The sequence below is a fragment of the Oerskovia flava genome (assembly GCF_026163685.1).
GTDB classification, from domain to species: domain Bacteria; phylum Actinomycetota; class Actinomycetes; order Actinomycetales; family Cellulomonadaceae; genus Oerskovia_A; species Oerskovia_A flava.
The window spans coordinates 185,546-203,398 of the sequence record NZ_JAOXSR010000002.1; the positions used below are offsets into that span (position 1 = coordinate 185,546).

General features: G+C 72.4%; 20 protein-coding genes and 1 pseudogene. 7 read left to right on the forward strand and 14 right to left on the reverse strand.

Annotated elements, in window-relative coordinates; translation table 11 throughout:
* Position 1 precedes the first annotated feature (1 nt).
* Complete coding sequence (locus OHL10_RS18620) at positions 2-1,759, reverse strand: haloacid dehalogenase type II (protein ID WP_322645522.1); 1,758 nt, start codon at positions 1,757-1,759, stop codon at positions 2-4.
* 118 nt (positions 1,760-1,877) lie between these two features.
* Between OHL10_RS18620 and OHL10_RS05500 the strand changes: the two genes are divergently transcribed.
* Positions 1,878-2,291 carry a VOC family protein gene (locus tag OHL10_RS05500; protein ID WP_265521173.1) on the forward strand — a complete coding sequence of 138 codons (414 nt, stop codon included), beginning with the start codon at positions 1,878-1,880 and terminating at the stop codon, positions 2,289-2,291.
* Positions 2,292-2,322: 31 nt separating this feature from the next.
* Here the strand turns inward: OHL10_RS05500 and OHL10_RS05505 are convergent, their stop codons facing one another.
* A complete protein-coding gene (locus OHL10_RS05505) occupies positions 2,323-2,721 on the reverse strand; it encodes a VOC family protein (RefSeq protein ID WP_265521174.1) in 399 nt (132 codons plus the stop codon).
* Between the two features lie 106 nt (positions 2,722-2,827).
* Here OHL10_RS05505 and OHL10_RS05510 point away from each other — a divergent pair, with 106 nt between their 5' ends.
* Positions 2,828-3,358 carry a TetR/AcrR family transcriptional regulator gene (locus OHL10_RS05510; protein WP_265521175.1) on the forward strand — a complete coding sequence of 177 codons (531 nt, stop codon included), beginning with the start codon at positions 2,828-2,830 and terminating at the stop codon, positions 3,356-3,358.
* A gap of 19 nt (positions 3,359-3,377) precedes the next feature.
* Here the strand turns inward: OHL10_RS05510 and OHL10_RS05515 are convergent, their stop codons facing one another.
* The 3 genes from OHL10_RS05515 to OHL10_RS05525 all read right to left on the reverse strand — a co-directional run bounded on the left by OHL10_RS05515 (position 3,378) and on the right by OHL10_RS05525 (position 5,593).
* Positions 3,378-4,052 (reverse strand): M15 family metallopeptidase, encoded by a 675-nt coding sequence (locus tag OHL10_RS05515; protein WP_265521176.1) that lies wholly within the window; start codon positions 4,050-4,052, stop codon positions 3,378-3,380.
* Between the two features lie 130 nt (positions 4,053-4,182).
* Entirely contained in the window at positions 4,183-4,587 is a 405-nt protein-coding gene (locus tag OHL10_RS05520) for an RNA-guided endonuclease InsQ/TnpB family protein (RefSeq protein ID WP_265521177.1), read from the reverse strand.
* Entirely contained in the window at positions 4,535-5,593 is a 1,059-nt protein-coding gene (locus OHL10_RS05525; RefSeq protein WP_265521178.1) for an RNA-guided endonuclease InsQ/TnpB family protein, read from the reverse strand. The genes OHL10_RS05520 and OHL10_RS05525 overlap by 53 nt, the downstream gene beginning before the upstream one ends.
* A 15-nt stretch (positions 5,594-5,608) precedes the next feature.
* Between OHL10_RS05525 and OHL10_RS18715 the strand changes: the two are divergent.
* From OHL10_RS18715 to OHL10_RS05545, 5 genes and pseudogenes are all read left to right on the forward strand, one after another.
* A pseudogene (locus OHL10_RS18715) lies at positions 5,609-6,187 on the forward strand (IS5 family transposase); the annotation flags it as partial.
* Positions 6,188-6,210: 23 nt separating this feature from the next.
* Positions 6,211-6,486 carry a transposase gene (locus OHL10_RS05530; RefSeq protein ID WP_265521179.1) on the forward strand — a complete coding sequence of 92 codons (276 nt, stop codon included), beginning with the start codon at positions 6,211-6,213 and terminating at the stop codon, positions 6,484-6,486.
* A 76-nt stretch (positions 6,487-6,562) separates the two neighbouring features.
* Positions 6,563-7,237, forward strand: coding sequence for a response regulator transcription factor (locus OHL10_RS05535; protein ID WP_265521180.1), 675 nt, complete (start codon positions 6,563-6,565; stop codon positions 7,235-7,237).
* Complete coding sequence (locus tag OHL10_RS05540) at positions 7,234-8,424, forward strand: sensor histidine kinase (RefSeq protein ID WP_265521181.1); 1,191 nt, start codon at positions 7,234-7,236, stop codon at positions 8,422-8,424. The genes OHL10_RS05535 and OHL10_RS05540 overlap by 4 nt, the downstream gene beginning before the upstream one ends.
* Before the next feature lie 69 nt (positions 8,425-8,493).
* Positions 8,494-9,093 carry a YdeI/OmpD-associated family protein gene (locus tag OHL10_RS05545; protein WP_265521182.1) on the forward strand — a complete coding sequence of 200 codons (600 nt, stop codon included), beginning with the start codon at positions 8,494-8,496 and terminating at the stop codon, positions 9,091-9,093.
* A 35-nt stretch (positions 9,094-9,128) separates the two neighbouring features.
* Here OHL10_RS05545 and OHL10_RS05550 read toward each other — a convergent pair whose 3' ends face one another.
* The 9 genes from OHL10_RS05550 to OHL10_RS05590 form a co-directional block, all read right to left on the reverse strand.
* Positions 9,129-10,322, reverse strand: a complete 1,194-nt coding sequence (locus tag OHL10_RS05550; RefSeq protein ID WP_265521183.1) for an NAD(P)/FAD-dependent oxidoreductase — start codon at positions 10,320-10,322, stop codon at positions 9,129-9,131.
* Between the two features lie 72 nt (positions 10,323-10,394).
* Complete coding sequence (locus tag OHL10_RS05555) at positions 10,395-11,144, reverse strand: glycosyltransferase family 2 protein (protein WP_265521184.1); 750 nt, start codon at positions 11,142-11,144, stop codon at positions 10,395-10,397.
* Entirely contained in the window at positions 11,141-11,719 is a 579-nt protein-coding gene (locus tag OHL10_RS05560) for a DUF2238 domain-containing protein (RefSeq protein ID WP_265521185.1), read from the reverse strand. The genes OHL10_RS05555 and OHL10_RS05560 overlap by 4 nt, the downstream gene beginning before the upstream one ends.
* Before the next feature lie 102 nt (positions 11,720-11,821).
* Entirely contained in the window at positions 11,822-12,160 is a 339-nt protein-coding gene (locus OHL10_RS05565) for a hypothetical protein (RefSeq protein ID WP_265521186.1), read from the reverse strand.
* Positions 12,157-13,113, reverse strand: a complete 957-nt coding sequence (locus tag OHL10_RS05570) for an MvdC/MvdD family ATP grasp protein (protein ID WP_265521187.1) — start codon at positions 13,111-13,113, stop codon at positions 12,157-12,159. The genes OHL10_RS05565 and OHL10_RS05570 overlap by 4 nt, the downstream gene beginning before the upstream one ends.
* A 2-nt stretch (positions 13,114-13,115) precedes the next feature.
* Positions 13,116-15,176, reverse strand: a complete 2,061-nt coding sequence (locus tag OHL10_RS05575; RefSeq protein ID WP_265521188.1) for a M12 family metallopeptidase — start codon at positions 15,174-15,176, stop codon at positions 13,116-13,118.
* Between the two features lie 55 nt (positions 15,177-15,231).
* Positions 15,232-15,666, reverse strand: a complete 435-nt coding sequence (locus tag OHL10_RS05580; RefSeq protein ID WP_265521189.1) for a ScoMcrA-related endonuclease — start codon at positions 15,664-15,666, stop codon at positions 15,232-15,234.
* Between the two features lie 45 nt (positions 15,667-15,711).
* Positions 15,712-17,388: a cation:proton antiporter gene (locus tag OHL10_RS05585; RefSeq protein WP_265521190.1), complete on the reverse strand. Its 1,677-nt coding sequence runs from the start codon at positions 17,386-17,388 to the stop codon at positions 15,712-15,714.
* A gap of 63 nt (positions 17,389-17,451) precedes the next feature.
* Entirely contained in the window at positions 17,452-17,742 is a 291-nt protein-coding gene (locus OHL10_RS05590) for a DUF1905 domain-containing protein (protein ID WP_265521191.1), read from the reverse strand.
* Positions 17,743-17,853 lie beyond the last annotated feature (111 nt).

Sequence of the window (17,853 nt, forward strand, 5' to 3'; positions counted from 1 at the left end):
TTCAGGTCAGCGGGGTCAGTGCGGCGACGAGGTCCTCGAGGCCGTCGAACTGTCCGTCGAAGACGTCGGAGCTCGCCGGCGGGTCGCCGACCGGGCGCCGCACGTAGGCGGTCCGCATGCCCTGTGCCTGGGCTCCTCGCAGGTCCCAGGCGTGGGCGGCGACCATGAGCACCCGCTCGGCGGGGCACCCCGCGACGTCGACGGCGTACCGGTAGATCTCCGGTGCCGGCTTGTAGACGCGGGTCGTCTCGCCCGACGCCGCGACGTGCCACCGCAGGCCGGCGTAGACGTTGAGACGCAGGAGGGCGGCGGACGAGGCGTTGGAGAGCGCGACGACAGGCATCTGCTGCGCGAGCCGGTCGAGTCCCGCGACGGAGTCGTGCCACGGTGGCAACCGCTGACCTGCGGTGGCCAACCGGCGGATGGTCGCCGGTACGGTGATGCCCGCGCGGGCTGCGAGGTCCCGCGCGGCCTCGTCGTCGACGACCTCGGAGCTGGCGTACTCCCGGTGCCCCTGCGCGATGCGCAGCTGCTGGAGGGCGACGTAGCGTTGCCACTCGTCCAGCAACGTGTCGACGAACGCGTCGTCGGCCCGGGGGAGCGCCTCCCGTATCGCCGCGCGGAGCCCGGAAGGCTCGTCGACGAGCGTCCCGAGGACGTCGACGACGACGACCTCGATGTCGTGGATCGGGGGCATGCGTGCTCCTCGTCGGTCGTCCTGTCGTGACGGTCGTGTGCCACGATCTTCCCCTGGCGCGGCGGGCGCGTCGTCAGACGAAGAGTCCGCGGCGTGCCGGTAGCGCTGGGCGAGACGTGCGAACGCGTCGACCAGCTCGGGCGGAGCGGCGGACTCGACGTCGACGTCGTGGACGCCGATCGAGGCCGCGAGCGCCGTCCACGACCACGAGCCGAGGACGACGCGGCAGCGGTCGGGACCGAGGTGCTCGACGACCCCGTCGGCGACGAACGGTGCCACCCGTGTCGCGGGTGCTGCGAGGACGGCCTCGCCGAGGCAGGGCCACGCGCCTGCGGTGTCCGCGCCGCGGAACCTGGACGTGACGAAGCTGCGCACGTCGCCACCCGGCAGCGCCCGCGGGGTGAAGCGCGGTCCGGTGGGCGTGCGCGGGGTGAGGCGGTCGACGCGGAACGTGCGCCAGTCGTCGCGGTCCAGGTCCCACGCGACGAGGTACCACCGCCCGCCGGAGACGACGACGTGGTGCGGCTCCACGCGGCGGAGCGGGACGGCGTCGGGCTCCGCGCGCGCCCCCGGCGAGGTGTAGTCGAGGCGGAGCACCTCGCGCGCCCGGACGGCGGCGCTCACGGCGAGGAGCACCTCGACGTCGACCCGCGGCGCGCTGCCGGAGCCCGGCGGCACGGTCGTCACCTGGACGGCGTCGACGCGGTGGCGCAGCCGTGTCGGCATGACCTGGCGCAGTGTGGTCAGGGCGCGTGCGGCCGCCTCCTCGAGCTCGGCGCCGACCCCGCTCGCCGCCAGGGTCTGCAGGGCGACGGTCAGGGCGACGACCTGCTCGTCGTCGAACAGCAGGGGCGGCAGCTCGGCGCCCGCGTCGAGGCGGTACCCGCCGTCGGGCCCGCGGGACGCCGTGATCCGGTACCCCAGCTCCCGCAGACGCTCGACGTCACGGCGCACGGTGCGCGGGTCGACCCCCAGGCGCTCGGCGAGCGCGGGACCCGACCAGTCCCGGCGGGCCTGGAGCAGGGAGAGCAGGAGGAGGGTGCGGGCCGAGGTCTCTGCCATGCACCACATCGTGTCAGGAGATGCGGGCGCTACCTGTCCGCTTCCGGCGCGAGCATCGTCACGTGACGTCGGGCACCCGCCGGGCGCACGTCTCGTCCCTCACTCAAGGAGCATTCCGATGACCGTGACCACCACCCCGCACCTGAACTTCCGTGGCGACGCCCGGGAGGCGTTGTCCTTCTACCGGTCCGTGTTCGGCGGCGACCTCGTCGTGGCGACCTACGGCGACATGGGGCAGGCCGACTCGCCCGAGGCCGACCTCGTCGTGTGGGGCCAGGTCGCCGCCGGGAACGGGTTCCGGGTCATGGCGTACGACGTGCCGGCGGCGCGGCCGTGGAGCCGGGGCGACGACCCGTTCTTCGTGTCCGTGCGCGGCGACGACGTCGCGGAGATCGCCGGCTACTGGGAGAAGCTCGTCGAGGGCGCGACCGTCGTGGCTCCGCTGGCGCCGTCCGCGTGGGCGCCGGCCTACGGGATGCTCACCGACCGGTTCGGCGTCACGTGGGTCCTGGACGTCGCCGCCGTCTCCTGAGCCGCGGGCGCGGGTGAGGCGATCCGGCGGTTCAGGAGGGCTGGTCGGCGAACGCGCCGGTGTAGGGGATGGGCTGGATGACGTCGACCAGCACCCCACCGGGCGCGACGACGATGAAGTGACGCTGCCCGAACTCCTCCGAGCGGATGTCGAGCGCGAGCTCGGTGTCGTCCCGTGCGCTCAGCCGGCGGTACTCGCTGTCGGCGTCCTCGACCTCGATGTTGAGGAGGACGCCGGCAGCGGGGGTCCGGTACCCGGCGGGGATGGTGGTGTGCTCGGCATCCAGGAGCGCGAGCTCCCAGGCGTCTCGGCGCAGCGAGACGCACCAGTCGCTGTCGAACACGCTCTCGAACCCGAACACGTCGACGAAGTACCGGGCGCTCGCCGCGACGTCGGCAGTCATCAGGACGGGGTAGATGCTGGTGATCACGACTCCTCCTCCAATAGATACTGTGTGTATGTATCATCGACGCTAGTATAGATACAGCCAGTATGTAAAGGGGTGGGGTGTGCCGAGGTCCAGCAGAGAGCAGAGCGTGCAGACGGAGAAGCGACTGCGCGGGGTCGCCCGCGAGCTGTTCGCCGACCGCGGGTTCGCGGACGTGAGCATCGACGAGGTCGCCGAGACCGCGGGAGTGACCCGCGGCGCCGTCTACCACCACTTCGCGAGCAAACGAGGCCTGTTCGAGGCGGTGCTCGCCGACGCCCAGGCGACTATCGCGGACGCCGTCGCCCGGGCCGCACCGGGGGACGGGTGGGAGGCGCTCGCGGACGGCAGCGTCGCGTTCCTGCGCACGGCAGTCGACCCGAGGATCCGGCGGATCGTGCTGGTGGACGGTCCGGCCGTGGTCGGCTGGGACACGTGGCGGCGCGCCGACGCCGAGAACTCGGTCCGGCTCCTCGCCGAGGGCCTGGCGGCGCTCGACAACCTCGCCGTGGACGCCGGCGCCGCAGGGGCACTGCTCAGCGGCGCGATGAACGAGGCTGCCCTCTGGATCGCCCAGGGCGGCGACCCGGACCTGGCGGAGGCCGCGCTGCGGCGGATGATCGCCGCACTGCGCCGCTGACGACGCCGACCGGGCCGGCTCAGCCGTTGGCGTCCGGGAGCGGCTGCGGGCAGGTCCCGCCCGGCTCGGTCGCCAGCTCGAAGTGCCACATCTCGTTCGCGAACGTCTGGCACAGGCCGTACGCGGCGCCCTTGCGGACCATCCAGTCGGCGGCGTCGGTCGGGCCGATGTCGACCGCCTCGCCCGTGACGTGGCTCGAGCTCTCCGGGGACGCGACGAACCGGCGCGCCTCCTCGTCGCTGCCGTACCGCTCCACCGCCCGGTCGAACAGCTCCTCCTGGTAGGCGGCCGTGCGCCGACCGGACGTGACCCAGAACAGTTCGATGCCCTGGGCGCCGGCGTCCCGCGCGGCCTCCTGGAGCGCGTCGCGCACCTGCGGGTCGAGCCCGGCGATCGCCGGGTGGTCGTCGTCGAACGGGTCGACCTGGGTGTCCCGCAACCGCGGGTCGTCCGGCACGGACCGGTCCTCGGCGCCCTCGTCGGCCGAGCCGACGCCCGGCAGGCCCTCGGCGCCCGGCAGGTCACCGGCACGCAGCGACGGCACCAGGGCGAGCAGGCCCAGGATCACGACCCCGAGGACGACGAGCCCCAGGGTGACGATGAGCACCCGGCGCGTGGTGGGGGACGACGTCGGGCGCCTCGTCCTGATCGTCGGCGTTGTCGTGGTCCGGGGTGGGGTCTGGAAGGTCGTCATGCCAGCATCGTCGCGAGAGCGACGTCGCGAGAGCGTCACGGGTTGTGTTGACGTTCTCGTGACACCCGCGTCCCTAAAGCCTGTCGAACAACCTCGGTGGGGTGTTCGGCAGCGTCCTTCTCGGACGTCCCTATGCCGCGGTGGCGGTGAGGGTTCCCACGTCGTCCGGGCTGGTTTCGTCCGCGCGGGTGCGCGGGCCAGAGCCTTCCCGTCGGTGGGCGTTGGTGACCTGGCCTCGTGCTTGGGGGTCCAGGACCTGGGAGTAGTGCTTGACGCCCCAGGTAGCGAGGTTGACCGCGGCGTTCAGGTCGCGGTCGATGGTGTGTCCGCAGTGCTCGCAGCCGAAGACGCGGTCCGCGAGAGTCAATGTCTGGTTGACGTCCTCGCAGTTGGAGCAGGACTTCGACGACGGGAACCACCGGTCCGCGGTCAGGACTTGCCCGCCGCGCCAGGACTGCTTGTAGGTGATCTGGCGGGCGAGCTCACCCCAGGCCGCGTCCGAGATGGCTGCAGCGAGCCGGTGGTTGGCGAGCATGCCGGTGATGTTGAGGTCTTCGATGACGAGCCGGTCGTGGGTTTTTGACCAGCAGGTTCGAGACTTGGTGCAGGAAGTGGTGGCGGCGGGCACGGACCCGCTCGTGATGACGGGCGAGGCGGCGCACGGCGGCCCGCCGGCTGGCGGAGCCCTTGGCCTTGCGGGACACGGACTTCTGAAGCCGTCGGGTGACGGGTTGCGCTGCGCGCAGTGCTTTGGGTGCCTCGTCGATGCGGAGTATCTGCTCGCCGTTGGCCAGGGCGGCCACGACGGGTGCGTGCAGGCCACGATCCACGCCCGCCCACCCGATGTGGCCGGCGTCGTCGCGGGCGGGATGCTGGGCGGCGGGGTGCAGGTCGGCGGCTTCGACGTTCAACGAGATCCGCCACCGCCCGCCCCGCCGGGAGACGGTCGCGAACAGGATCCGTGCCCGGCCCTTGTCGAGCATGCGGCGCAGGCGTCGGGTGTCGTCGTGGACCTTGATGGCGCCGATGCCAGGCAGCGTCACCGAGCGGGGCTCGGCCTCACCGAGACGTATCGTGGCGCGCTCGCCGGTCTTTGTGCTGGAGGTCTTGTTCCGCATGCGGAACGAGCCGCGCTCGTAGTTCTTCTTCTTGAACCGTGGGTGCCCGACCGGCCGGCCGGCGCGCTTGCCGCGCCGGGATGCGGTCCACGCTTTCAAGGCTTTGCCGAGGTCCACGACGGCTTCCTCGAAGACTTGCGCGGACACTTCCGAGCGCCAGGCCAGGCCGGTGATCTCCAGCTCGGCGACACCCGAGCCGTCGATGACGAAGCGGCGGCCGGCGTCCTCGGTCTTCTTCCACGTGTTGAACGCGTTGATCAGGTCGAACCCGGTCCACGGGATCTTCACCGCACCGTCGTCGGTGCCCTCCTTGGACGCGTTACGGGCGTTCAAGTGCAAGCGCAGGCCCTGGTTGAACGCGAACCGTGCGGCGCCCTCGTGCCGGGCAAGGGCGCGTGCCTGTTCCGCGGTGGGGTCAGCCACCAGCTGGAACGTCGTATGCCTCGCCACGACCAGGACGCTACCGGCCGGCACCGACAACGACTGGGATGTCAGACCTGGTCAGGACGATGGCGCACGTGTGAACCATCGACGCGGCGCCCTTACCCGTCCGACCTGACCGACGCGGCCTGGGCGCGCATCGCCGCGCTCGTGATCCTCACCCACACCCGTGGTGGGCGGCCGTGCTGCGAGCACCGGTGGCGCGAGTACGTCAACGCGCTCCTCTTCGTCGTGACCACGGGGATCCCGTGGCGCTCGCTCCCACACGACTTCGCCGTCTCCTGGTCCGCGACGCACAAGCACTTCACCCGGTGGACCAGGAACCAGGTCTGGGAGCAGGTACTCGCCGTCTTGCGCGCCGAAGACCGCGTCCACGACGGTCGCGACCAGCGGCCGACGGCGGCCGTCGTGGACTCGTCTTCCGTCAAGAGCACCCCGGTGCCCGGTGAGCGCGGGTTCGACGGTGCGAAGAAGGTCGACGGCATCAAGCGGCACATCCTCGTTGATACCGCCGGACGGCTCCTGGCCGTCCACGTGACCGCGGCGAACGTACAGGACCGGGCCGCGTTCGCCGACCTCCTCACGACCCGTGCACGTCCGTGGCGCGCGTCTGGGCCGACAAGGGCTACACCGGGCAAGCTCCCGCCGACGCCGCAACCAAGGCCGGGATCGACCTGGAGATCGACTCCGGCCCCAAGCCAGTCGGCGGGTACATCGTCCAGCCACGCCGGTGGGACGTCGAGCGGACTAACGGCTGGATCAACCGACACCGACGCCTCGTGCGCCAGTACGAAGCCACACTCACCGCCCACGAAGCGTTCGCTTTCCTGGCCCAGATCCGGCTCCTCCTACGCCGCCTTGATCGCCACGGGTAGTTGTTCGACAGGCTTTAGGCTCGAACGGGCGTCGAGCTCTGCGTCGAGCCGGGCGCCGACATACGAGGAGGAACGGATGAGGGTGCTGATCGTGGAGGACGAGGAGTACCTCGCCGAGGCGGTCCGCACCGCGCTGCGCCGTGAGGCGATCGCCACGGACGTCGTGCTGACCGGCACGCAGGCGCTCGAGCGGATCGCCGAGACCGCCTACGACGTCGTCGTCCTCGACCGGAACCTGCCCGACATGACGGGCGACGACGTCTGCCGCACGATCGTCGCGGACGATGCCGGGAGCCGCGTGCTGATGCTGACGGCCGCGAGCACCCTGGCGGAGAAGGCTCAGGGTTTCGGCATGGGGGCGGACGACTACCTCACCAAGCCCTTCGAGATGGCCGAGCTCGTGCTGCGGGTCCGGGCGCTGGGCCGACGTCGCGCGTCCACCAGCCCGACGCTCGAGGCGCACGGCATCACCCTGGACCGGTTCCGGCGCGAGGTCTTCCGCGACGGGCAGTACGTGCGCCTGAGCCGCAAGCAGTTCGCCGTGCTCGAGGTGCTGCTCGCGGCGGACGGCGGGGTGATCAGCGCCGAGGGCCTGCTCGAGCGGGCATGGGACGAGAACGCCGACCCGTTCACCAACTCGGTGCGGATGACCATCTCCAGCCTGCGCAAGCGGCTGGGGGAGCCGTGGATCATCCACACGGTGCCCGGGGTGGGCTACCGGATCGGGCCACCGGCGCAGGCGGACGCGTGACGGGCGCGACCGACGGGGCGTGGTCCGGGTTCCGGGTCACGGCACGGCTGCGGCTGACGCTCAGCTACGTGCTCTTCCTGCTCGCGGCCGGTGCCGTCTCGGCCGTGTGCCTGTACGCCGTGATGCGGTTCGTTCCGGACTACCCGCTCACCGCCGCCAACCCGCGTGACGCGGACCTCCCGGTCGCCTCGCGCGGGGAGATCCTCGACGCCGTGGTGCAGGCGAGCGCCGTCTCGCTCGTCGTCCTCGCGCTGCTGGGCAGCGTGGGCGGGTGGTGGCTGGCGGGCCGGGTGCTGCGCCCGCTCGCCGAGCTCAACGCGGCGGCGAGGGCGGCCGCGGACGGGGACCTCGCACGGCGCGTCGGGTCCCCGGGGCGTCGCCGGGACGAGTTCACCGACCTGGCCGACACCTTCGACAGCATGCTCGACCGCCTCGAGCGCGACCTGCACGGCCAACGACGCTTCGCCGCCAACGCCTCGCACGAGCTGCGCACACCGCTCGCCGTCATGCAGGCGATGCTCGACGTCGCACGCGCCGACCCCGACGACGTCGACGTGCCCGAGCTCCTCGACCGGCTCCACACCACCAACCGGCGAGCGGTCGAGCTCGTCACCGCGCTGCTGGAGCTCGCGGCGCTCGACCGCGGCCCGCTGGTGCGCACCCCGGTGGTCCTCGACGTCGTGGTCGAGGACGTGATCGACGACGTGCAGGCCGAGGCGCGGCAGCACGGCGTCGAGGTGCGCGCGGACCTCGAGCCGGTGACGGTGCCGGGCGACGAGGCCCTGCTCGGGCGCCTCGTCGACAACCTGCTGCGCAACGCGGTGCGTCACAACCTGCCCACCGGCGGCTGGGTCGACGTCCGGGTGGTTGCCGAGCGCCGCGGTCCGGTGCGCGACGTCGTCACGCTCCTCGTGTCGAACAGCGGGCCGGACGTCGACGCGCGGGCGCTCGCCGTCGCGCAGGAACCGTTCGCGCGCGACGCCGCGCCGCAGTGGCGTGGGCAGGAGAGCGGCGAGCGCTCCGGGTCCACCGCCGGCCGTCCCGGCCTGACGGCGTCCCACGGGCTGGGCCTCCCGCTGGCGGCGCGCATCGTCGAGGCGCACGGCGGCACGCTCCGCCTCGCCCCCCGCCCGGGAGGCGGCGTCGTCGCCGCGGTCTCGCTCCCCGCCCACGTCTCGCAGGGCTGAACCGGGGCCGGAGCGTGTGGGAGGCGGTGCCTAGGCTGAGCGGGACCGCACCGACCAGGGGAGACGCACGTGACGCAGGACGGGACCGCACCGGACGGCACGGAGGTTCTCGTCGTCGCGGACGCGGCGGGCTGGCGGGCGTGGCTCGACGAGAACGAGGACGCCTCGGACGGGGTGTGGTTGCTGCTCGCGAAGAAGGGGACGACCACCCCGACGTCGCTCGGCTACGGCGAGGCGCTCGACGAGGCGCTGTGCAGCGGCTGGATCGACGGGCAACGCCGCAGCCACGACGCGACGACGTTCCGCCAGCGCTTCACCCCGCGCCGCAAGGCGTCGCTGTGGTCGCAGCGCAACGTGGGCCTCGTGGCGGAGCTGATCGCCGAGGGCCGCATGCGGCCGCGCGGGCACGCCGAGATCCTGCGTGCGCAGGACGACGGCCGCTGGGACCGCGCCTACGCCGGCCCGGCCACCGCCCAGGTCCCCGACGACCTCGCCGCGGCGCTCGCCGCCGCACCCGACGCCGCCACGCTGTTCGCCCGGCTCAACGGCCAGAACCGCTACGCCCTGATCCACCGGGTCGTGACCGCCCCGAGCGCGACGAGCCGCACGAACCGGCTCGCCAAGCTCGTCGCCATGCTGGAGCGCGGCGAGACGCCCTACCCGCAGTGAGCACCGTCGGCCTGGCGCTCGCGGGCGCCTGCTGGTCAGCTCACCTTGCCCTGGAGCAGGCGTCGCCAGTAGATCGTCGGCTGCAGGTACCGGTCGAACAGCAGCAGGCTGCGGCGCGGCCGGGCGAGGTCGGGGAACGCGACGATGGGCTCGGGCCGCCCGTCGCGGTCGAACTCCGCGAGCAGCAGCTCGCGGCGTGACGTCGTGATCGGCGCCAGCGAGTACCCGTCGTAGTGCTGCATCGGGGTGCCCTTGCGGCGGGCCTGGATGTTGGCGGCCACGACCGGGACCTGACGGCGCAGCGCGCCTCCGGACGGCATGGCGTCGACGGCGGCGGCGTCGCCCAGCCCCCAGACCCGGGGGAACGTGACGTGCTGCAACGTCTCCGGGTCGACGGCGACGAACCCGCCGCTCCCGGTCGTGGCGAGGCCGCTCTCCGAGACCCACCGGGGGGCGCGGTGCGGCGGGGCGAGGAAGAGGGCGTCGTAGTGCGTCGTGTCGGTGCCGTGCGGTGTCCGCAGGCGAGCGGTGCGGTCCGTCGGGTCGATCGACACGACGGACGTGCTCGTGCGCACCCGCACACCGTACTCGGTGCAGGCCGCCCGCAGCTCACGCTCCGCGCGAGGGTCGTCGACGAGCCGCGACGCCTGCACGACGAGCTCGATGTCGATCGCCCCCAGCACTCCCGTGCGTCGCCAGTGGTCGGCCGCGACGAACAGCGGCTTGAGGCCCACGGGGAAGCACGGGACCTGCCACGACGCGAGGGCGAACACGGCCCGCCCCGACGTCAGGGACGAGAGCATCTCCCACGTCCTGCCCGCGAGCTCGGGCAGGTAGCTCGTCGCGGCGAACGGTGTCCCCATGGCCTCCTCGCTGCCCGGCACGGCGTCCCAGTCCACCTCCGACCCGGGGCACACCGCCAGGTCGCCGTACCCGAGCTCGGTGCCGTCGTCGAGCCGCACGACCGAGCGCTGCGGGTCCAGCCCCACGACCCGGGCCGGGTAGCGGAGCACACCCGCCGGGACGACGTCGTCCTGCGGACGGGTGAGGTCGTCGAGGGTCGCCATGCCGGACGCGACATAGGACAGCAGCGGCCGGTAGTGGTGCACGTCCTTCGGTTCGACCACGGCGACGTCGCGGCACCCGTCTCGCACCAGCCGGCCCGCGAGGGACAGGCCGGCGTTGCCGCCGCCGAGGACGAGCACGTCGTGCTGGCGTGGTGAGCTCATGGTCGAGGTGCTCCGCAAGGATCGGGGACGAGGACCCTCCCCACGCTAGGAGCAGGTGCGTCCGCTCGCCCCTCAGGGTCGGCGGCGGGGGAAGCAGCGCTCGCGCCACCGCTCCCACGGCGGCGACTCGGCCCAGTTCACGCGCAGCGTGCGCCAGGCACGGTCGAGGCGCCGCCGGCGCTGGCGGTGCCCGCGCAACGAGCGGGCGGAGACCTCCACCCGCCAGGACCGTGCGAGGCGCGTCCTGCGGCCGGGACCCAGCCGGAAGGCGAGGTCGAGGTCGTCGTGCACCTCGGGGTCGTCGCGCACGGCGGACCCCCGCACCTCCTCCCACGTCGAGGTACGCACGGCCATGCACGAGCCCCAGAGCGCGGTGTGCCCGAGCGCCAGGTGGCTCAGCACGTAGTAGGAACCGAGGTAGGCGACCGAGACGGTCGTGCGCGCGCCTCGCGGCACGTCGTGGAACAGCCCGGTCCCGGTGAGGGCGTCGAGCCCGGCGTCGGCCGCCATGTGCTCGACGACGGTCTGCACCCAGCGCGCGTCGGGCCGCGAGTCGGCGTCGAGGCGGGCGATGACGTCGCCCTTCGCGGCGTCGTACCCCGCGGCGGCCGCGGCGGGGATGCCGACGCGCGGTTCGTGGACGACGACGGCGCCCCAGCGGAGAGCGACGGCGGCCGAGTCGTCCGTGGACGCGTTGTCGACGACGACGACCTCCCACGGCGCGACCGTCTGCTGCGCGAGCAGGGCGAGGCACCGCTCGAGGGCCACGGCGTCGTCCCGGACGGGGATGACGACCGACACGGTCGGCGCACCGGCGGTCACGACCGGACCCCCGCACGTCCCGGGCGCACGGCGAGCGCCATGCCCGCGACCACGGAACCGACCAGGCCGGACGCCAGATCGGTCACGGTGTCGGTGTACCCGACGCCGATCCGGTCGTCGAGGTACGTGAACCCCGCCCACTCGCCGATCTCCCAGAGGATCGCGACGACGGCGCCGAGGCCCGTCGTCGTGACGACGACACCGGTGCGGCGGTGCGCGTGCGAGGTGTCGCGCGGACCGGGGAGCACCTGCCAGCGGGTGAGGGCCACGGCTGCGACGGCCGCGATGAGGCCCGTGCAGGCGGCGTGCACCGGCAGGTCCAGCCACGGCACGGCCTGGTACCAGCCGAGCTGGGCGGCCCACGCCGCGAGCAGCAGCGCGCTGCCGTAGGCGACGTCCAGGACCGCCGGCATGCCGACGGCCCGCGGCACCATCAGACCCCCGAGCATGAGGAGGAAGAGCGCGACGGCCACCCCTTCGAGCGACACCGCCGCGACGACGACGCTGGTCAGGGCCGCGACGCGCACGACGTCCCCGGGGACGAGGACGTCGCGGGCAAGGGTGGTGGGAGGCATCGGTTCCGCTTCGACGGCGCAGGAGGTGTGGCACTGCAGTCTCACATCACGGGCGGGCCCCCGCACGGCATCGCGGGTCCGGGCGGGCGCCGCGGCCTGGTGTCAGATCCGGCGCACCGGGACGTCGCCGGCCGTCTGCGGTGTGCGGCCGAGGACGTCGGCGCCCACGGCCTGGACCGTGAGGAGGTCGCCGGTCGCCAGCTTGCCGTCGCCGCTGACGTCCACGTGCACCCGCACCGTCGCGCCCGCGGGCACCTCGCCGACGTCGATCGCGAACGGCACCCGCGCACCGGGGGACAGCTGCACGTGCGGCAGCACGGCCTCGGCGAGCCGTACCGCCGCCACGTCCTGCAGCGTCGTGTCCTCCAGGGCGACGCGCACCGTCGCCTCGCCCGCGGGCGCGTCGTCACCCAGCAGGACCTCACCGAACATCGTCGTCATGTCATCACTCTGGCACGGTCTCGCCGGGCGAGCGCCGCCACGACGGCGTCGGTGATGGGCAGGCCCGTGAGGTCCTCGCAGAACTGCCACAGGCCGGCGGGGTTGACCTCGAAGAACACGTGCTCGCCGGTCGGGGTCCGGCGCAGGTCCACCGCCCCGTAGACGAGCCCGAGGCGTCCCATGAGGGTCCGCACCTGCGTCAGCACGGCGTCGGGCAGGGTGACCGGCCGCACCGCCGCCTCGTCGAGGACCATCCGCATGTCGCTCGGCAGGCTCGTGGCCGTCGCGTCGATCTCGGTGGCGTACGCCGCGCCGTCGATCATCGTGATCCGCAGGTCCACCCCCGGGACGTACTCCTGCAGGATCGTCGGGGCGAAGCGCACCTGGTCGAGCCGTCCGACGTCGTCGGCGTCGAGCACGTGCGTCTCGCGCCACGCGTCGGCCCGGGCGATGAACGCCTTGGTCACGACGCGGCCCAGCCCGAGCTCGGCGACGAACGCCCGGGCCCGGTCGGGGTCGCGCGTGACGATCGTGCGCGGCAGCGCGAACCCGAGGTCGGCGGCGACGGCCCACTGCCACGGCTTGTGGTGCGCCGCGCCGTCGGACCGCGGGTCGTTGACCCACGCCAGCGGCAACGACGCGATCACACCCTCGAACACCTCGGTGATCTCGCTGACCGCGAAGCCGAACGCGGCCGGGTCCGTGACCGACGGGTCCGGCGGGGTCCCGCGCAGGCGCCGCCACCAGCCGACGGTGGCGTCCTGCAGGTCGTGCTCGACGCCGGCCGCGTGCAGCCGCATGTCGGCCTCGCCCGTGGCGTACGCGAGCTCGAGCGACTCGGTCGATCCGAGCGTCGCGGTGTCGAGCACGACCACCTCGTGGTCGAGCGCCCGCAGGCGCTCGACCACGACGGCGGTGTGGTCGTCCTCCGGGAAGCTGACGACGAGGATCATCGTCAGATCCCGGCCTCGGCCGCGGCCTGCTCGGCGAGCGCCGCCAGTGCCTCACGCACGGCGTCCAGCGTGGTGATCACCTCGGCGAGCGCGAGTGCCTGGTCGGCGGCGCTCGACGTCGCCCCGGTGTCCTGCTCCGCGGTCCCCGACTGCTGCGCGACGGCGGCCTGGAAGCGGCTGACGAAGTCGCTGTCCCGGCCGATGACGAACGGGACCGAACGCTTGAGCGCAGGGTTGATCAGCGGGGTCTCGGGCCGGAGCGGCTCGACGACCTCGCGGATGGTCGGCTGCGGGTCCCGGAACGGCTTGGTCAGGTCGCGCAGCGGCTTGACCACCTCGTCGCGCGGTTCCTTGACGACCTCCTTGAAGGGCTCCTTGACCGGCTCCTTGCCGGTGTCCTTGAAGGTCTCCTTGATCGTCACCGTGCCCTCGCCGACGGGTTCCTTGACGATGTCCTTAATCGCCGTCTTGGGCCACGCCAGCCCGGGGTACATGATCTTCAGCCCTGCGATGTCGCCCGCCGAGAGGGACGTACGCTGCCCGATCACGGTGCCGGGCGGGACGGTGCCGATCGGCACGATCGTCGGCTGGCCGTTCGAGGAGAACGCCGTGGTCGGGTAGTGCATGATCGAGCCGAAGTCGTACCCGCCCAGGTCGTCGCCGTCGCTGATGCGCTGGTTGAAGTTGTGCTCCTTGCCGGCCTCGATGTTCGCCCAGTTGATCTGCACGAACGCGTCCCGGTCCTCGCGCGACTGCTCGTGCCACAGACCGTAGGCGTGCCCGATCTCGTGGATCGTGTTCCCCACGCTGCAGCTCGGGCCGAGCGTGATGTTCTGCTGGTTGCCACGGCGACCGACGGCAGAGCTGCACCCGCCGCCCCCGACGAACCGCACGAAGTTCGTCTCGCCGTTGCGCGGGACCAGTCGCAGGGGCGTCTTGGCGTGCCAGTGCGCGATCGCGTTGTGCACCCGGGACGGGTTGGAGAGACCGGCGTCGATCTCGAACGGGATGACGCCGTTGGGCCAGCGGAACTGGGCCCCGCTGATCCCGACCGCGTGCGCGACGTCGGACCCGTCCTCGTCCGCGGTGAGCGTCGACACGTCACGAGCGCGCGCCTCCTCGACCGTGCCGATGACGATGTCACCCTCGACGAGAGCCAGCCCGTCGACCTCGACCCACACCACGGGCAAGGACGCGAAGCCGTAGCCGTCGATCAGTGCGGTGCCGCCGACGTCACCGACGGCCTGCTCGCAGGACAGGTGCGTACCGGACTTCTTGTCCGACGTGCGTCGACCGCGGCCGGCGCTCGACTTCCCGCCTGCCGGAGCCTTCTTCTCGACCATGACGAACTCCCTCCGAGTTCCGCGGAGAGCTCCTTCTCGCCGCGGGCGGGGCACTGTGCTCCTGCTTCGAGGGAGGTCGAGCGACCCGGCGTTGATGCGTCGCCGGCGAACCTGTCGGTGCGACGTCCAGGAAGCGGTGGCGGGGTCGACGCCGTGGACGCGCGCGTTGGCGGCGATCGCCTCGTGCAGCCAGGTCGCGAGCCCGGGATGCCGGGCGTCGTAGTTCGCCACGGCGTGCCGCGCCGGGACGGCACCCGGCAGCGATGCGGCGCGGGTGCTCGCCGAGCGGCACCGGGCGTTGATCGGCGCGCGTTTCTCGACGTCGCGCAGGAACGGCGCCTCGTCGCTGTCCGGCAGGTACGTCGTCGCGGCGGTCGTGAACACCCGCGCGTTCTCCGGGGTACGGACCTCGACCTCGACCGAGTTCCGCGGCATCTCGCGCGGGCCCTGCACGCTGCCCGGTCGTAGGTCGGCGCAGGCGGCCGCGATCTCGTCGACCTGGCTCAGCACGCACGCGAAGCTCACGGTCGTCCCTGGTGCGTCGTCCGGGGCCGCTGCGGCCGTCTCGGCGGGGACGAGCAGGACGTCCTGGAACGCCCACCGCCGCAGGGGCACGAGCTGCCCGGGCACGCCGAACGCGACGGCGTCCGTGGCGGGCTGCGGGACAGGGCTGACGTCGAGGGCGGGGTAGGTGTCGGTCGTGCGGTCGGTGTCGGTCATACCGACACCCCGACCTTGACCCTGCGTGAGGGTCAAGCGGCGGCGGACGAGGGACTCAGCCGCAGCTGTCGCAGACCCCGGTCGCGGGCAGCACCATGAAGCAGGTGGGGCAGATCGCCGCGGGCTTCTCCGGCTCGGCCGCCCGACGGGTCGTGGTCCGGGTCCGCGGTGCGGGGGAGGACCGCCGCGGCCGCGCGGGGGCGGGTGGCGTGGGCGGTCCCGTGACGTCGAAGCCGCGCTTGCGCAGGATGGTCGCTGCGGCCTGGACGCCTCCGGCGAACTCCTCGGCGGTCGCGACCCGGCCGGTCGCGAACCGGTGCGCGACCCCGAGGACGGCGGTCGCGTCGTACGTGCGCCCCTCGTGGACGAGCGGGTAGCCGGTCGACGGGTCGAAGCCGTAGACGCCGAGGAAGTTCTCGGCGCCGCGGTCGTCGTACTCGGCGATCGCGGCGAGGATGTGCTGGCGGGTCACGGCGGAGAAGGTTGCCACCCTGTGAGCCTAGTCCGCCGTGGGAGTGCCTCCGGACGCGGGTCGTCAGTCGTCGCGGGAGCGGTACTCGTGCTCGTCGAGCGCGACGAGCGCGGTGTCGGCGGCCATCCGGAACGGCGAGAGCACGAGCGAGATCGTCCCGTCCTGGACAGCCTGCGTGTAGCGCTCCGCGGCCGCGTCGCTGTGCGCGGTGACCGCGATCGGGCAGGTGGCGCCGTGGTGCCGCAGCGCGGTCGCGACCACGACGCTCGTGCCGGCGTCGGGCACGGTGCTGATGATCCACCGGGCGTGGCGGACGGGCAGCGTGTCGGGGAACTCGGGGCTGTTCGCGTCGCCGAAGACCACGGTGACCCGGCTGGCCAGGTCCGCGTCGGCGATCTTGACCTGCGCGTACGGGTCCCAGTCGACGACCATGACGGACCGGCCGTCGGCGACGAGCTCGCGCACGAGCTGGGTGCCGAAGCGCCCGTACCCGAAGACGATCGCGTCGAACGTCTGCGGCTCGTAGTCGTCGACCTCGATCGTCCGGCGGCGCTCGAAGACGGTCAGCACGGGTTCCAGCCAGGTGTACAGCTGCTTCGAGTACAGGATCATGTACGTCGACCCGGCGATGGTGATGAGGCCGACGAGCGTCACCAGGCCCACGATGTCGTCGCCGACCTGGTCGAGGTCTCGGCCGAGCGCGATGAGGATGAGGGAGAACTCGCTGATCTGGGCCACGGCGAGACCCGCGAGGAAACCCACCCGGCTGGGGTAGCCCATCAGGCCCATGATGACGAGCACGATGAGCGGGTTGCCGATGAGCACGAACAGGGAGAAGACGACGGCTGCGGGAACCTGCGCGCCGATCGTCGAGAAGTCGAGCTGCGAGCCGAGCGTGATGAAGAAGAACAGCAGGAGGAAGTCGCGCAGCCCGCTCAGGGAGGCCGCGATGGTCTCGCGGTAGCGGGTCGAGGCGAGCGCGAACCCGGCGAGGAACGCGCCGACCTCGATGGAGAAGCCGAGCAGGTCGGTCAGGGCGGCGACCGCGACCGCCCACGCGACGCTCCACACGATGAGCAGCTCCTGGGAGCTCGCCAGCAGGTTGAGCAACCACGGCAGCACCCACCGCGCGACGACGAACAGACCGCCGAGCAGTCCCACGGCGCTGACGACGAGGAAGAGCACCTGCTCGCCGACGGTCCCCTCGCGGCCTCCGCCGAAGCTCGTCAGGGCGATCATGGCGATGATCACCACGATGTCCTGCACGATGAGGAACCCCAGCGCGATGCGCCCGTGCAGCTCGTCGAGCTCACGTTTGTCGGAGAGCAGCTTGACGATGATGATCGTCGAGGAGAAGGTCAGCGCGACCGCCACGTAGAGCGCGGGGACGAGGTCGAGCCCGAACGCGAGCGCGATGAGCCAGCCGATCAGCGACGTGAAGACGACCTGCCCGAGCCCGGTGAGGAGCGCGACCTTGCCGATCTGCCGCACGAGGGTGGTGTCGAGCTTGAGGCCGACGAGGAACAGCAGGATCGCGATGCCGATCTCGGCGAGCAGCTCGAGCGGCTCGGCCTCCTCCACCAGGCCGAGCGCGGTGGGTCCCACGAGGATGCCGACCAGGATGAACGCGATGATCAGCGGCTGCTTGGCCCGGTGGGCGAGGAACGCGACGACCCCCGCGATCGCGAGGATCGCCGCCGTCAGTCCGAAGGTGTCGAGATCGACCTCGTTGAACGGCATACGACCATCCTGCCCGAGGTGGTCGCCCCGTGGCGAAGCAGGTCGGCGCTACCGTACCCGCGCTCAGCTCAGGCGGCGCCGGAGGTGCACGGTGACCTCGTCCCCGAGGTCCTTGCCGAGTCGCGCCCGGATCTTCGCGTTGAGCGAGAGCATGTGCCCACCGGTGCCCGTCACCATGAGGCCGACGTTCGACAGCTCGATGCCGTCGACGCTGCCGTCGACCCGCACCGCGCGCCCGGTGCCGAAGAACTCCGCCGACCCGGGCATCTCGACGCAGTGCCAGGTCTCGCCCTTGACGTCCACGCCGATGGGCGCGGTGAACGTGTGGTCGAGGGGAGTGGGGTCGTAGGTCATGCGGGTCTCCTAGTCTTCGGGTGGCCGCAGGCTGCGGGCACACCTCAGACCCTGCCAGGCACCGAAAGTCATCGCTGCCTCGCCGTGGGTGCGCCCCGCGACGACGGGCGG